The 13,161-nt window shown below is 40.3% G+C and carries 16 protein-coding genes; 11 read left to right on the top strand and 5 right to left on the bottom strand.

All coding sequences use genetic code 11. The features are described 5' to 3' along the window. Positions 1 to 187: 187 nt before the first annotated feature. The 3 genes from EV282_RS16770 to EV282_RS16760 are packed head-to-tail and all read left to right on the top strand — an operon-like array spanning position 188 to position 2,780. On the top strand, positions 188 to 1,204 hold the full coding sequence (locus tag EV282_RS16770; protein WP_130297055.1) for an ABC transporter ATP-binding protein: 1,017 nt from the start codon (positions 188 to 190) through the stop codon (positions 1,202 to 1,204). Then, positions 1,197 to 1,988: an ABC transporter permease gene (locus EV282_RS16765; RefSeq protein ID WP_130297054.1), complete on the top strand. Its 792-nt coding sequence runs from the start codon at positions 1,197 to 1,199 to the stop codon at positions 1,986 to 1,988. Before EV282_RS16770 ends, EV282_RS16765 begins: the two co-directional genes overlap by 8 nt. A gap of 6 nt (positions 1,989 to 1,994) precedes the next feature. Next, a complete protein-coding gene (locus EV282_RS16760) occupies positions 1,995 to 2,780 on the top strand; it encodes an ABC transporter permease (protein ID WP_130297053.1) in 786 nt (261 codons plus the stop codon). Between the two features lie 248 nt (positions 2,781 to 3,028). Here EV282_RS16760 and EV282_RS16750 read toward each other — a convergent pair whose 3' ends face one another. From EV282_RS16750 to EV282_RS16740, 3 genes are read right to left on the bottom strand one after another with little or no spacing between them, the layout of a single operon-like run. Beyond that, entirely contained in the window at positions 3,029 to 3,949 is a 921-nt protein-coding gene (locus tag EV282_RS16750) for an ABC transporter permease subunit (RefSeq protein ID WP_130297051.1), read from the bottom strand. Beyond that, on the bottom strand, positions 3,939 to 4,862 hold the full coding sequence (locus EV282_RS16745; protein WP_130297050.1) for an ABC transporter permease subunit: 924 nt from the start codon (positions 4,860 to 4,862) through the stop codon (positions 3,939 to 3,941). Before EV282_RS16745 ends, EV282_RS16750 begins: the two co-directional genes overlap by 11 nt. A gap of 15 nt (positions 4,863 to 4,877) precedes the next feature. Further along, positions 4,878 to 5,924: an ArsR/SmtB family transcription factor gene (locus EV282_RS16740; protein WP_130297049.1), complete on the bottom strand. Its 1,047-nt coding sequence runs from the start codon at positions 5,922 to 5,924 to the stop codon at positions 4,878 to 4,880. A gap of 231 nt (positions 5,925 to 6,155) precedes the next feature. On the opposite strand from EV282_RS16740, the gene EV282_RS16735 reads away from it, so the two are divergent. From EV282_RS16735 to bcp, 3 genes are all read left to right on the top strand, one after another. Further along, positions 6,156 to 6,704 (top strand): NADPH-dependent FMN reductase, encoded by a 549-nt coding sequence (locus tag EV282_RS16735; protein ID WP_130297048.1) that lies wholly within the window; start codon positions 6,156 to 6,158, stop codon positions 6,702 to 6,704. Positions 6,705 to 6,963: 259 nt separating this feature from the next. After that, complete coding sequence (locus tag EV282_RS16730; protein ID WP_242611936.1) at positions 6,964 to 7,380, top strand: potassium channel family protein; 417 nt, start codon at positions 6,964 to 6,966, stop codon at positions 7,378 to 7,380. A 67-nt stretch (positions 7,381 to 7,447) separates the two neighbouring features. Then, on the top strand, positions 7,448 to 7,918 hold the full coding sequence (gene bcp / locus EV282_RS16725) for a thioredoxin-dependent thiol peroxidase (RefSeq protein ID WP_130297047.1): 471 nt from the start codon (positions 7,448 to 7,450) through the stop codon (positions 7,916 to 7,918). A 26-nt stretch (positions 7,919 to 7,944) separates the two neighbouring features. Here bcp and EV282_RS16720 read toward each other — a convergent pair whose 3' ends face one another. Next, positions 7,945 to 8,124 carry an H-type small acid-soluble spore protein gene (locus tag EV282_RS16720; RefSeq protein ID WP_066286244.1) on the bottom strand — a complete coding sequence of 60 codons (180 nt, stop codon included), beginning with the start codon at positions 8,122 to 8,124 and terminating at the stop codon, positions 7,945 to 7,947. Positions 8,125 to 8,267: 143 nt separating this feature from the next. Here EV282_RS16720 and EV282_RS16715 point away from each other — a divergent pair, with 143 nt between their 5' ends. The 4 genes from EV282_RS16715 (at position 8,268) to perR (ending at position 11,496) form a co-directional block, all read left to right on the top strand. Next, positions 8,268 to 9,377, top strand: coding sequence for an aminopeptidase (locus EV282_RS16715; protein WP_130297046.1), 1,110 nt, complete (start codon positions 8,268 to 8,270; stop codon positions 9,375 to 9,377). 84 nt (positions 9,378 to 9,461) lie between these two features. After that, entirely contained in the window at positions 9,462 to 10,412 is a 951-nt protein-coding gene (locus EV282_RS16710) for a D-2-hydroxyacid dehydrogenase (protein WP_130297045.1), read from the top strand. Position 10,413: 1 nt separating this feature from the next. Continuing rightward, positions 10,414 to 10,962: a cob(I)yrinic acid a,c-diamide adenosyltransferase gene (locus tag EV282_RS16705; RefSeq protein WP_130297044.1), complete on the top strand. Its 549-nt coding sequence runs from the start codon at positions 10,414 to 10,416 to the stop codon at positions 10,960 to 10,962. Positions 10,963 to 11,070: 108 nt separating this feature from the next. After that, positions 11,071 to 11,496: a peroxide-responsive transcriptional repressor PerR gene (gene perR / locus EV282_RS16700; protein ID WP_130297043.1), complete on the top strand. Its 426-nt coding sequence runs from the start codon at positions 11,071 to 11,073 to the stop codon at positions 11,494 to 11,496. A 42-nt stretch (positions 11,497 to 11,538) separates the two neighbouring features. On the opposite strand, the gene EV282_RS16695 is transcribed toward perR, so the two are convergent. After that, positions 11,539 to 11,904, bottom strand: a complete 366-nt coding sequence (locus EV282_RS16695) for a YgzB family protein (protein WP_077364682.1) — start codon at positions 11,902 to 11,904, stop codon at positions 11,539 to 11,541. A gap of 120 nt (positions 11,905 to 12,024) precedes the next feature. Between EV282_RS16695 and EV282_RS16690 the strand changes: the two genes are divergently transcribed. Continuing rightward, positions 12,025 to 12,891 (top strand): nucleotidyltransferase-like protein, encoded by an 867-nt coding sequence (locus tag EV282_RS16690; RefSeq protein WP_130297042.1) that lies wholly within the window; start codon positions 12,025 to 12,027, stop codon positions 12,889 to 12,891. The last annotated feature ends 270 nt before the right edge of the window (positions 12,892 to 13,161 follow it).

Here is a 13,161-nt window from a genome sequence, read left to right as displayed (position 1 = left end):
TTGCGGAGACAGGACTGGAAAACTGTACCGTAAGTTCTCAACTATTTGAGTTTTAGAAGAAGGATAGGATACACTATCCTAGTGCTTGCGTTTCTCTGATAGGAAAAGCTAAATTTTGCTTTGCAAAATTACAAACACTTAAAATACCTTATATTATTTCTTTTATTTATTTTGGAGGCTTCATTATATGAAGAATATTATAGATGTTCAGAATCTGAAGAAAGAGTTTAAGTCCTTTTCGAGCCGGCAAGGTTTGAAGGGGGCGTTTCGTGACCTTTTCACACGAAACTACACAATTAAAACAGCAGTAGACGATATTTCTTTTTCGATTAAAAGAGGAGAGATGGTCGGATATATAGGTGAAAACGGAGCAGGTAAGTCTACTTCTATTAAAATGCTTACAGGCATCTTAACACCGACTGACGGCAAGATTGTTGTGAATGGCATGAATCCGCATAAAGAGCGGGAAAAGTTCGTTAAGACGATTGGGGTTGTGTTCGGCCAGCGTTCACAGCTTTGGTGGGATATCGCGGTTCAGGAATCGTTCAGGCTGTTAAAGAAAATCTACAATGTACCTGATCAGCAATATGAAGAACATATGAAAGATGTGATAGAGACGCTCGATATCGGACCGCTTCTTGATAAGCCAGTCCGAAAGCTGTCACTCGGACAGAGAATGCGCTGTGAATTGGCGGCAGCTCTTATTCATAATCCACCGCTGCTGTTTTTAGATGAGCCGACAATCGGTCTTGATGTGCTTGTAAAACTAAAGATTCGTGAGTTCTTAAAACGCATCAACGAAAAGTATGGAACGACCATCCTTTTAACAACACATGACCTCTCAGATATTGAAGCTCTTTGTGAGCGGGTTGTCATGCTCGATGAAGGAAAGATCATTTATGATGGTCCGTTAAAAGAACTTCGTGAAAACTGGGCAGAAGGAAAGCAGATTCAGTTCCAGTTTAGCGAAAAGGCAACATTAGAAGAACTGCAGAATTTAACAAAAGATCACCTCGTAGTCTGGGAGCAAGGGGAGAGTGACCTGATTTGGGTTGCCTCTGTAGATAGTGATGAAACGGTGATATCAGGGGTTATCGGAAAAGTGACGGCTGTTAAGAAGATTGCAGATTTAAAGATCCTTGAGATCTCGACTGAAGAAATCATCCGAAACATCTATGTAGAAGGTGCTGTTCGCCATGGGTAAGTATATAGAAATGATCCGCATCCGTTTCTTGATGATGCTGGCTTATCGTACGAACTATTACAGCGGAATCTTAATCTACAGCATCAACATCGGTGCTTATTACTTTTTATGGAGTGCGATCTATGGCGGGAAGGAAAACATTCAGGGTCTGTCGATCACACAGATGACCACCTATATTGCAGTGGCTTGGATGGCCAGAGCCTTTTATTTTAATAACATCGACCGTGAGATTGCGATGGAAATTAAAGAAGGAAAAGTAGCGATCGAGATGGTTCGTCCCTATCCTTACTTAAATATGAAGATGATGCAGGGGCTAGGTGAAGGGATCTTTAGATTACTGTTCTTTTCGGTTCCTGGTATGGTGATCGTGGCGCTCGTTTTCCCAGTTGAGCTGTCTGCTAACGCCGGGACTTGGATTTACTTCTTTATATCGATCGGATTCAGTTTCATTATTAACACACAGATCAATCTGCTTGCCGGCATTGCAACGTTCTTCTTATTTAACAACGACGGACTGATCCGGGCAAAGCGAGTTGTGATCGACCTTTTCTCAGGGCTGATCCTGCCGCTTAGTTTTTATCCGATGTGGGCACAGGATATTATGAGCTATCTTCCGTTTCAGGGGATCAGTTACATCCCGAGTATGATTTTTACGGAAGGGTTTAAAGGCTCTCAAGTGTTTGAAGCTTTAATCAATCAGGCGCTTTGGTCAGTTATCTTAATTATCCCTGTTTACGTGCTCTGGATTTTAGCGAAGCGCCAGCTTGTGGTTCAAGGGGGATAGAAACAGATGGAATACTTATCAATCTTTTTTCAATATGCAGGACAATATTTAAAAACTAGGCTAACTTACAGAGCAGATATGGTCGTGGAGATTTTTTCTGATTTTCTGTTTCAAGCCGTGAACCTTGTGTTTATCCTTGTTGTTTTCGGACATACAACACTGCTCGCAGGGTGGAGTAAGGATGAGATGATCTTTATCTATGGATTCTTCCTTGTGCCGTTTGCGATATTTTCTTCTTTCTTTAATATTTGGGATTTTACCGATCGTTATATTGTCAAAGGGGAGATGGACCGTATCCTGACGAGACCTGTTCACAGTCTGTTTCAAATCGTGCTCGAGCGGATGGAGCTAGAATCGTTATTTGGTGCAGTGACAGGATTGATCGTTATGTTTTATGCAGGCGGCAAACTCGGTCTCGAGTTAAGCTGGTATGATCCGCTTATCTTTCTGCTTTTTGTCATTGGAGGAGCTCTTGTGTATGCGGGGATCTTCATCAGCCTGGCTACGATCGGATTTTGGTCCGATTCACGTACAGATATCATGCCTATGATGTATAACATCGGCAACTATGGCCGGTATCCGGTTGATATATATAATAAAATCATTAAATACGTGCTCACATGGATTCTTCCGTTTGCATTTGTAGGTGTATATCCTGCTTCATACTTTTTAGAGAGAGAAGAGTGGTATACGTATGCTTTCTTAACACCGGTTGTTGGACTCGTATTCTTTACGATCGCCGTAACGTTGTGGAATGTCGGTGTCACAAAATACAGAGGTGCAGGAAACTAAAGAAAACCGTTCTCCCGAAAAAAGGAGAGCGGTTTTTATTTTAAACTGTTTTGAAAGTAGTTGATTTCCGTTCCAGGATGCTCGCTTTCCGCGGGGCGGGCGGTGAGCCTCCTGACGCTCTGCGCCATTAGGAGTCTCACCTGTCCCACTCGTCCCGCAGGAGTCTCGCACCTTGCACTTCAATCAACTTGTCAATGAAGAGATAAAAAGAATGACCATACAATCATTTAGTTAACTAACAATACTATTTAATGCAAAAGTCGTTTATCAAAGCTTTTCTCAAGGCTTTTCGTCATAACATTTACACAAAGAATCAATAAGGTATAGGCGACAACGGGGACCATAACAACAAAAGGCTCTAGCATAAGTTCCCTATGATACATGCTGATCAGTCCTGTCCATTCGTTTGAAATCGTAGAATAGTTGTTGAATTGATCATGCTCCTGACCGGAAGTGATTTTTACTCCTCCAATAAATAAATGGTAGATGGCCAGGTGCAGCATCAAGGTTAGAACTTGGGTGAACTGTCTGCCTGCCAGGATAAAGAGGCGCGGACACATATGAGGCATGATATGTCTTATTGTTATTTGAAAAGACGAAGCCCCCATATGTTTTGAACATGTTATATATTGAAAACCCGAGAGTGACTCAGCTGTTTCAGCAATAATTTTTCCGAGCGGCAAGATACCCACAGCTACTAGAACAATGAGCTGGATGACCAAAGTTTCTGCGTATGATAATACAGAGTCAGATCTTAACTCATAAAACATGAGAGGTGACAGGACTAGTAAAACGATCAGTGATTGCGGAATGTATTGAAAACTTTGTATCAAACCGCTCCACCAGCTATTCATAAACAAGCGTTTAAAAACCATTCCCATTATGAGAGATATGATCATACGTGCAAGAGTAATGATGCCTGCAAATACAATGGTGTACTTAGCTCCGTCCACTATCGCATAAAATAGGTCCTTGCCATTTCGATCTGTTCCAAGCCAGTATTCCTGAGAAGGACCATACGGAGGAACGATGAGTTGCCGTGTTTCTTCTGTATAACGGAAATGATGGATAACCGGTTCTGAAATAAGTATTGGGAAAATGATACTTGTAAATAGGATGATAGACAATAGCATCAATCCGACATGAAAAGTGTTTAACTTACCCAGCATGAGAAACCCTCTCTTTCAATACAATCCGCAGAAGTTTTACCGTTCCGAAAAGAGGTAAAGCGATTAATAGCAACAGCATTGCTCTTGTTTCGGAGGGCTGTTCACCTAATAGAATCCTCATAATTCCATTCATGTTAAAAAGGTATTCCAATACAACCATCTGGCTGAATAAGATCAGCATGATAAACGGAAGGTGGATACTTAATTCACTTACCGTGTTTTTTATGAGGTGATGGAGAATGATATAGGATTTTTTAATTCCTTTTGAACGTGCAAAGGTGATGTATTCCTTTTCGAGCTCGGTTTCTGATAATAAGAGTTGCAATCTATATAAATAGATTGCTGGAACTACGCTTAATGTTACGAGCGGCAGTAGGAAAGAGGGTTCTCTGCTGGATGTAAATGGATTTGCTGCAAGCCATCCCGTCTTTTTGTAGATCCAGACCACCATTAACTGAATCGAAAACACAAAGAATAAATCTGGCAAAGCTTCGAGCAGATCGCTGATTCGCAAAAGTGTCTTCTTAAAAACTGGAGGAAAAAGCTCTGTCATCCAGCCGAGAAAAACAGCAATTGTAAAAGCGATACAAAAACTCGCTAAAAGCAGGATGAGGGTATAGCCCACGATTCCCCATATTTCAGGAAAAAGAGGTCTTTCAGTAACTTCATTCAAAAATACGATTGATCGGTTAACGGGCATTCTAGGAAAAGCCCAAGTCTGGGTGTGGGTGTAAACGGTCAGTGAAGATGGTGTAACTAAACTGCTGATTATATCAAACACAGATTGTGCATAACGGATCAGACTGAATTTAATACCATTATCCCCAGCAATAAGAGAAGGTGCAGCCGCAAGCAAAATGATACCTACAGCGAGAAGAAATATGGATTTAACATACAAAACTAGCTTTCTCATTTTAAGACGCTCCTTTTAAGTTAAATCAGGGATAAAAATATATTCGTCCAGAACGGGCTGCTGCATGAACTGTGTAACTTCTGTCCTTAAAGATTCCAAGCGGTCACGTTTCCCGGTGTAAAATACGTAATATCCTTTTCTTTGAGTTTCCACTAAGCCGCAAGAGAGTAATAGTTTTAAATGACTGGAAACAGTGGCTTCGGTTAATCCAAATTTGTGGGCAAGCTGTTTCGTGCTGTATGGGTGATGAAGCAGATCCTGCAAAATCTTTAAACGGGTGGGTTCACTGAGGGCTTTTAATAGTGAGATTAAATCCTCAGGAGGCTCCCGGTCTTTTTCTGAATCGGGAACCGCTACATGAAGAGCGATCGCAACCCGGTCCTCGTTGCAGCAAAGCATGACGTGAGGTGTTGCATATGTAGAAGGCTGGATCACTAGTCTAGGAAACTCTTCAAAGAAAAAGGTGTACACATCATTCTTTTTTATCTTTATATTTTCTGACGTAACGGTTACATCGGGATGAATGCTGTTTAATGTTTCTATCTTCGAGGACATGAGTTCTTTCTTAAAATTGTCAGATGCCCTCGCAATCCAAGGCGTTATCCGGAAAAGCTCCTCGGCAAACAGATGACGATTGTAATCATAAAAGAAATCACAGAATCTGCTTTTCCAGCTCGCTGTCCTTAAAAGAATATCTTTTTCAATAGAGTGTAGGGGGGCAGTTGCCGGATTGTTCTTCCACTTCAGCAAGCTGTCTGTTCCGTATCTCTCTCCAAGTAACAGGTAAGCAAAAGTTAAATCTGGAACTCTGGCCAACTTTTCAATTCCTTCTTCAACTGTTTCCTCGTTAAATTGAAATTCGTTACGGATATTTATAAAATACATCCACTCATAAAAATGCGGTCCCCATTCCTTTATGAGCAGCGCAAGATCTTGAGGGAGTTTGTTGACTGCTCTTTCTGCCCATCCCTTCCTATAAGGGTGATGTGAAGGGTTTTGAATAACATGAAGACTGATCATCATTTCGTTAAAAGGTGAAAAATCGACAGATACGTGTACCATTTACAACTTCCTCTCCTTTTTGATTAGGTCTATATCTAATTAGTTTTTAATAATTCCAAAATTACAAATAATTTACATCCGAACAACAGGAAAGTCAATATATATTTCATAAAAAATCTGACTAAAGTCGTGATTTTATACTTTTGAATTCGTTTCGCTTATAAAAGAAGATAAAAGTTTAGTAATATATGAACCGTACTACTTTGAACATCGTAGAAATGAGGGATATATATGAAGATCATGGTTATAGCAGGGAGTCCAACAGCAGAATCCAGAACGCGTGGTATTGCTCAATATGCAGCTGAAGAGCTAAGAAAGATGAACGTTGAAGTTTTATATTTCGATGTGGGAATTGACCGGCTTCCGTTGTTTACAGGTGACGCGGCGTCTGCAGAAAATGAAACAGTAAAAAAACTTGCGGTATATGCTGAGGAAGCTGATGGATTCTTCGTAACAAGTCCTGAATACCACAGCGGTATGAGCGGGGCATTAAAGAATGCACTCGATTTCTTAGGCGGTAAGTATTTCAAAAATAAGCCTTCCGCAATAGCAGTTGCAGCCGGCGGCGGAAAAGGCGGAATTAACGCCCTGGCTAATCTTCGTACCGTATTACGCGGAATCTACAGCTTAGTTATTCCAGATCAGTATGTAGCTGATCCGGTTAACTTTGATGAAGGAAATGTACTAGTGGACGAGCTGGCACAGACGCGTGTGCGTGAACTGGCAACTCAGCTTAAGGAATTAACAGAGCTTGTCTCTGCAAATAAAGCAAAGAATTAATAGCAAAAGGCAGTTTTGAAAGTGGTTGATTTCCGTTACAGGATGCTCGCTTTCCGGGGGGGGCGTGCGGTGAGCCTCCTGCCGCTCTTTTCAATGAAGAGAAAGAACATAAATAAGCCAAAAGCTATAACTTATAGATAAGTGCAGTGCCATTTAGAAAGACAGCACGCAAAAATGCGGGCTGTCTTTTTACTTTAGATCTTATAAAGGCTGTCCTACTCACCATTATCTTTTCATAAGATAAATGGAGGTGGAAGAAATGGGACATGGCGTTTTGGTCATTTTATTAATAGCAAGTACTGCGATTATTATGCGCAGCATATGGATGCTGTTTAAACACCCTGGTATAAAAGAGCATCTTATGCCAGCGAGCCATCTGCTGATTTTATTCATTGTATATGGAACGATTATTTCGGGTTTTGGCATGATATATGCTTTATTGTCCATTATGGGTTACCCGGTGATAAAACTGGAGCTGGAACAAAGCGATTTTTTTTCGTTTATTGAAGCATGCATTTATTTCAGCAGTACCACGATTCTTTCAGTGGGGTACGGTGATATTGTTCCAGTCGGTGCAGGGAGATGGATCGCAGCATTTCAGGCACTGATCGGCTATTTGCTGCCGATCGCATTTGTTCTCTCTTCTGTTATACACCATAATAGAACAGCAAAATAGTTGTTGAAGAAGCGGCGTTTAGGCTAACCTTAATATAGAAAGATTTAATTTTAAGGAGGCTTATTCAATGACTGTTGAAACAGGAACAAAAGCACCTGATTTTAAATTGCCTGCGAGTAACGGAGAGGAAGTCAAGCTTTCTGACTTTAAAGGCAAGAATGTGGTTTTGTATTTCTATCCGAAAGACATGACACCAGGCTGTACTACACAGGCTTGTGACTTTAGAGATATGCACGGTGACTTCGAGGAACAGAATACGGTCATTATTGGTGTCAGTCCAGATCCTCTCGCGCGACACGATAAATTCATCGAGAAATACGGTCTGCCATTTTTGCTGGTTGCGGATGAGGATCATAAGGCTGCAGAATTGTATGATGTTTGGAAACTGAAGAAGAACTTCGGGAAAGAGTACATGGGAATTGAGAGATCCACTTTTATCATTGATAAAGAGGGAGTCATTCAAAAGGAATATCGGAAAGTAAGAGTGAAGGATCACGTACAGGATGCGCTCGCATTTATAAAAGAAAATTTATCATAAGAAAAAGCCCTGAATTCGGGGCTTTTTTAACTTTCCTGCAATTCATTCACAGGGATGTTCATCTCGTTATCCGGCTGTTCTCTTGTGTAAGCTCTTGCCGTTTGATTGTTCTCGTCAACCGATTGAAGCCAGACTGGAGTCCCATTATGTAAAACTTCGATCTCTTTTTCAGATTCAATGATTTGCTGAGCACGTGATACGTTCATTTTAATCACCTCCACGCCATTTATTATGCAGCGCTTCAGAAGATACTATGCTTTCATTTATAAAAAATAGGCAGGATAGCTCTCCCATGCTAAAATATAATTGTGTGAATTTTATAACAGATAAATATATGGGGGTCTACATAATGAGAGATGAACGTTTAACAACGTTAGCAAAAACATTGTTAACGCACTCACTTAAACTTGAAAAAGGGCAAAAAGTCTTAATTACTTCTTTTATTGCAGGAAAGCCGCTAGTTAAAGAGCTGGTAAAAGAAACGTATAACATGGGAGCTTATCCGTATGTACAGCTTGTAGACGAAGAAATTTCCCGCGTTTTATTGACGGGATCTTCTAAGGAACATACTGAGCCACAAGTGAAGTGGGATCTTGCAAGGATGGAAGACGTAGATGCTTATATCTCCATTCAATGTAAAAACAATGATTCAGAGTTTGCTGAAATCCCAAGTGATATTTTCCAAATGAAAGCCGAGTTGAATAAGCCTGTTCAAAACCTGATTATCAACGATCGTCAATGGGTATTGTTGAATTATCCAACAACAGGTCTAGCTCAAATGGCTAAAATGAGTCTGGAGAAATTCACTGATTTTGTACTTGATGTTTGCAATGTTGACTATAAAGCGATGGCAGAAGCACAAAAGCCTCTTCATGCATTGATGGAGCGTACGGATAAAGTACGCATCACAGGACCTGGAACTGATCTGACGTTTTCTATTAAAGGTATTCCTGCTGTCATGTGTGCAGGTGAAAATAATATTCCTGATGGTGAGGTATTTACAGCCCCAGTTAAAGACAGCGTGAATGGAAAGATCACATATAACACGCCTTGTCCTTATCATGGAACGACATTTAATAATGTAAGTTTAACGTTTAAAGACGGAAAAATTGTTGAAGCTACTTCAGATAATACGGAGAAATTGAACGAAATCTTTGATACGGACGAAGGCGCTCGTTATGTTGGTGAGTTTGCAATCGGTGTAAATCCACTGATCCAGCATCCAATGGGTGACATCTTATTCGACGAAAAGATCGGCGGAAGCATTCACTTTACACCAGGAAGAGCTTATCAAGATGCTTTTAATGGAAACGAATCAGGGATCCATTGGGATATGGTTCTCATTCAGCGTCCGGAGTACGGCGGTGGCGAAATCTACTTCGATGATGTTTTAATCCGTAAAGATGGATTATTCGTACTGCCTGAATTACAAGGGCTGAATCCAGAAAATCTTAAATAAGCAGTGTGAAAAAACGAATTAAATTGCGGGATGCACTGTCCCGCTTTTTCTAATTCAACAATAATAAAAAGAAGGTGTTTTTTTATGATACTTTCAAGCGGACGATTAAGAGAAGAAGTCAAAGAAGAGCTTAAAGCGCGATTTCCTGTTGAGGAGTTTCGTTTTTACAACAAGATGAAAGAAGCTGAAGTGGATCTGGATCAAGCAGAGATTCTCATTTCTTACGGTGAAGATCTGACAGACGAATTAGTCGCTAAGGCGAAATCGTTAAAATGGATTATGGTAATCTCTGCAGGACTGGATAAGATGCCTTTTAAAGCTCTTCAAAAAAAGGATATCCTTATTACAAACGCCAGGGGCATACATAAGACCCCGATGGCAGAATATACAATTTCCATGATGCTGCAAGTGTCCAGAAGAGCAAAAGAATTAATGGACAATCAAAAACAGCATAAGTGGGACCGAAAAGTGCCTATGACTGAAATCTCAGGACAAACAATTGGTATATTAGGAACAGGTGCAATCGGATCAGAAGTTGCAAGACTTGCGAAAGCCTTCAATATGGAGACCATTGGTTTTAACAGAAGCGGCGGATCAGTGCCGAACTTTGATGCAATTGTAGATCAAGAAGGAATAAACAAGCTGTATGAAGAAAGTGATTTTATTGTGAATGTGCTTCCTTCAACACCTTTAACAGAAGGATTCATTGGGGCTGAGGCTTTTGCGCGAATGAAATCTTCTGCGGTTCTCATAAATATTGGCCGGGGCACTACAATCGTTGAAAGTGAACTTATCGAAGCTCTTCGAGATAAGAAGATCCTTCATGCCGCTCTGGATGTTTTCGAAAAAGAGCCGCTATCTGAAGAAAGTCCGCTATGGGATATGGACAATGTGACCGTTACACCACACCTGTCTGGTATCTCACCGCAATATCAGGAAAGAGCTATTGAAATTTTTAGTGATAATCTTAAACTTTATCGAAGTCACAAACTTTCAGAGATGATCAATATCATTCCTTATGATCGGGGGTATTAATATGAAGATTTACACAAAAACTGGGGATAAAGGAACAACTTCTTTAATCTTTGGCGAACGAGTATCAAAAAATGACATCAGAGTAGAAGCATATGGTACATGTGATGAAGCGAACAGTATGATCGGTCTTGGCATTAGTCAATTACCTGATGAAGATTGGGCAAAGCAAGCATCAATCGTCATGCGAAAAGTTCAAACGGTTCTGTTTCATGTTGGAGCTGAGCTGGCGACACCTGTTGGTAAAGAAGTATCTTGGAAGCTGAAAGAAGACGATATTCGTTTTCTTGAGGAAACGATCGATAGTTGGCAGGAAGGGCTAAAACCATTGAAGCAGTTTATACTGCCAGGAGGGTCTCCTTCTGCAGGTGCTCTCCATACAGCCAGAACGATTGCAAGACGGGCAGAGCGGCTGGCCGTAGGGGTGGAAGCTGTAAATCCTCTTGTATTATCTTATTTAAACCGACTATCAGACTTTTTGTTCGTTGCTGCAAGGTATGTAAATGAAAAAATGAAGGTAGATGAACCTGTCCTTCACGAAGATTTATCTTAAAAAAGTGAGTGCTGCGTATACTTCAATTGACAAAACCTGTAGTTAAGCAGTAGACTAATTATAACGATTATAAAGTAATAATTCTTAAAGAAATGGGGTGCATGACGGATGTCTAGTGCAAAGATCAATGCTGCAATTGACAATTTAAAAGAAGCAGGTGTACGTATTACACCGCAGCGTCATGCTATCTTAGAGCATCTTATTCAATCGATGTCCCATCCGACTGCTGATGAGATCTACAAGGCACTGGAAGGGAAGTTTCCAAATATGAGTGTTGCTACCGTCTATAATAATCTTCGTGTATTTAAAGAAGCGGGTCTTGTAAAAGAACTGACTTATGGAGATTCATCTAGCCGGTTTGATTGTGTGACTACCGACCACTACCATATCATCTGTGATTCTTGCGGAAAAATTGTAGATTTTCATTATCCAGGCTTAGATGAAGTAGAAAGTCTTGCCGAGTCGGTGACAGGCTTTGAAGTTGGCCGGCACCGGATGGAAATATACGGCGTCTGCCCGGATTGCAAAAGATAACACTAAATGAAAAAAGCTGACTTCCTTAACGGAATGTCAGCTTTATCTATTTTCTTTACGCATTTGGCGTTTAGAATTATACTTCTCATCAAAATCTTTGCCTTCAAGACCTTTATCCATCGTAAGCGGCTGATTACAGGACATACATGCGTCAACACGGCCGAGGACTTTTGTGACTTTTCCACAATTCGGACAGACAACTTGTACTGCCTGAGTAGAGATCATTCCAATCCAAAAGTAAACACCAGCACTAGCGATTGTTGCAATAAACCCAATAACCATAAAAATAGACATAACGACAAAACTTGTCTTGAAAAACAGGCCTGCATACATGATGATAATACCTATGAACACGAGGCTTAAGGCAAACGTACGTATTTTATTAATCTTGCTCGTATACTTTATCATACCTGTCCCTCCTACGTTCATTAGTATAACATATGAACTCTGAAGAAAAGAAAAAGGATTTCTTTATTTGATGTTGAAAGATAACACACAGGATTTTGTTAATATGGGAGATGACCTTTAATGGACGATATTTTACGCCCTCTTTATCAGGAAAGAGCCAGCAATGAAAACACGTTAGGTGTATTGGATGTTGAAAAGACAAAAGCATTTAGCCCAGGTACTGACCACTTTGACAGTATTCTTCTTATTATAGTAAAAGAATCTGATCAGCCGTGGATGATTAAACATTACGAGTTCCAATCCGGTTCAGCAGCCTTGCATGTTGTAACAGAAGAGCTATTGAATTCATGGCTCATGCTTGGCACCAATAGGAGAGCAGTTGACTGGGTAATGAACGGAAAAGTTCTTTTTAATCGAAACGAATACATAACGAGGCTGAGGGACAGGCTTCATGAATTTCCTGTAGAAGAGAGGACACATAAGATTGGCCTCGAGTTCGCTAAACTTTTAAGACGATATAATGATGGGAAGGAATTATTTCACTCGGGACAATATCTTGATGCTTTTAATAACATCATGCATGCTCTTCATCATTTAGCACGTCTGTCTGTTATTGAGCATGGTTATTATCCGGAGGTAACTGTCTGGAACCAAGTGAAGATGATCCAGCCTGAGATCTTCAAGCTTTATGAAGAGCTTGTGACAGGCGAGGAATCGATTGATAAAAGAATCGAGCTTCTTCTGCTTGCTTCAGAGTTTTCACTTTCTTCTAAAACAAAACTGGGAGCTAATCATTTACTAAGTGTTTTTAAACAAAAAGACGAATGGGCATACCATGAGTTAATGGAGCATAGTGAAGTGCAGGATTATGCTCTCGACCTTCCAATGCTTCTTACGCACCTAAAAGATAAGGGATATATCAAGACGGTTAAACGGGAAACGAAAAGCAAAAACCTATACCACCGTTATTACGCAATAAAAGAATAAACTTTTTTACAAAAAGGTGTTGACCTGTTTATGAGTATCGTGCTATATTATTTCTTGTCGCTGCGACACACAGAAACAATGTTGCAGTCGGGAAACACGATAAAAAAACAGGTTGACATCTTATTTTTGAGATGTTATCCTAATAAAGTCGCCAAAACGAGCGACAAGCTTTAAACAAACAAGTTCTTTGAAAACTGAACAAAAGCAAAGGTAAGGAATTAAGAATTAATTCCGTCAGTAACAAATTAGAGCAAGTCAAACACTTTTATG

Source organism: Fictibacillus sp. BK138 (assembly GCF_004216955.1).
Taxonomy (GTDB): Bacteria; Bacillota; Bacilli; order Bacillales; family Fictibacillaceae; genus Fictibacillus.
This window is presented reverse-complemented; position numbering and strand designations above follow the sequence as displayed.

Excerpts from the sequence above, each read along its gene's own strand:
- EV282_RS16710 (WP_130297045.1), top strand. The coding sequence starts at position 9,462 with ATGATACTTTCAAGCGGACGATTAAGAGAAGAAGTCAAAGAAGAGCTT.
- EV282_RS16750 (WP_130297051.1), bottom strand. The coding sequence starts at position 3,949 with ATGCTGGGTAAGTTAAACACTTTTCATGTCGGATTGATGCTATTGTCT.
- EV282_RS16770 (WP_130297055.1), top strand. The coding sequence starts at position 188 with ATGAAGAATATTATAGATGTTCAGAATCTGAAGAAAGAGTTTAAGTCC.
- perR (WP_130297043.1), top strand. The coding sequence starts at position 11,071 with ATGTCTAGTGCAAAGATCAATGCTGCAATTGACAATTTAAAAGAAGCA.
- EV282_RS16730 (WP_242611936.1), top strand. The coding sequence starts at position 6,964 with ATGGGACATGGCGTTTTGGTCATTTTATTAATAGCAAGTACTGCGATT.
- EV282_RS16745 (WP_130297050.1), bottom strand. The coding sequence starts at position 4,862 with ATGAGAAAGCTAGTTTTGTATGTTAAATCCATATTTCTTCTCGCTGTA.
- EV282_RS16695 (WP_077364682.1), bottom strand. The coding sequence starts at position 11,904 with ATGATAAAGTATACGAGCAAGATTAATAAAATACGTACGTTTGCCTTA.
- EV282_RS16690 (WP_130297042.1), top strand. The coding sequence starts at position 12,025 with ATGGACGATATTTTACGCCCTCTTTATCAGGAAAGAGCCAGCAATGAA.
- EV282_RS16720 (WP_066286244.1), bottom strand. The coding sequence starts at position 8,124 with ATGAACGTATCACGTGCTCAGCAAATCATTGAATCTGAAAAAGAGATC.
- EV282_RS16740 (WP_130297049.1), bottom strand. The coding sequence starts at position 5,924 with ATGGTACACGTATCTGTCGATTTTTCACCTTTTAACGAAATGATGATC.
- EV282_RS16705 (WP_130297044.1), top strand. The coding sequence starts at position 10,414 with ATGAAGATTTACACAAAAACTGGGGATAAAGGAACAACTTCTTTAATC.
- EV282_RS16765 (WP_130297054.1), top strand. The coding sequence starts at position 1,197 with ATGGGTAAGTATATAGAAATGATCCGCATCCGTTTCTTGATGATGCTG.
- EV282_RS16715 (WP_130297046.1), top strand. The coding sequence starts at position 8,268 with ATGAGAGATGAACGTTTAACAACGTTAGCAAAAACATTGTTAACGCAC.
- EV282_RS16760 (WP_130297053.1), top strand. The coding sequence starts at position 1,995 with ATGGAATACTTATCAATCTTTTTTCAATATGCAGGACAATATTTAAAA.
- EV282_RS16735 (WP_130297048.1), top strand. The coding sequence starts at position 6,156 with ATGAAGATCATGGTTATAGCAGGGAGTCCAACAGCAGAATCCAGAACG.
- bcp (WP_130297047.1), top strand. The coding sequence starts at position 7,448 with ATGACTGTTGAAACAGGAACAAAAGCACCTGATTTTAAATTGCCTGCG.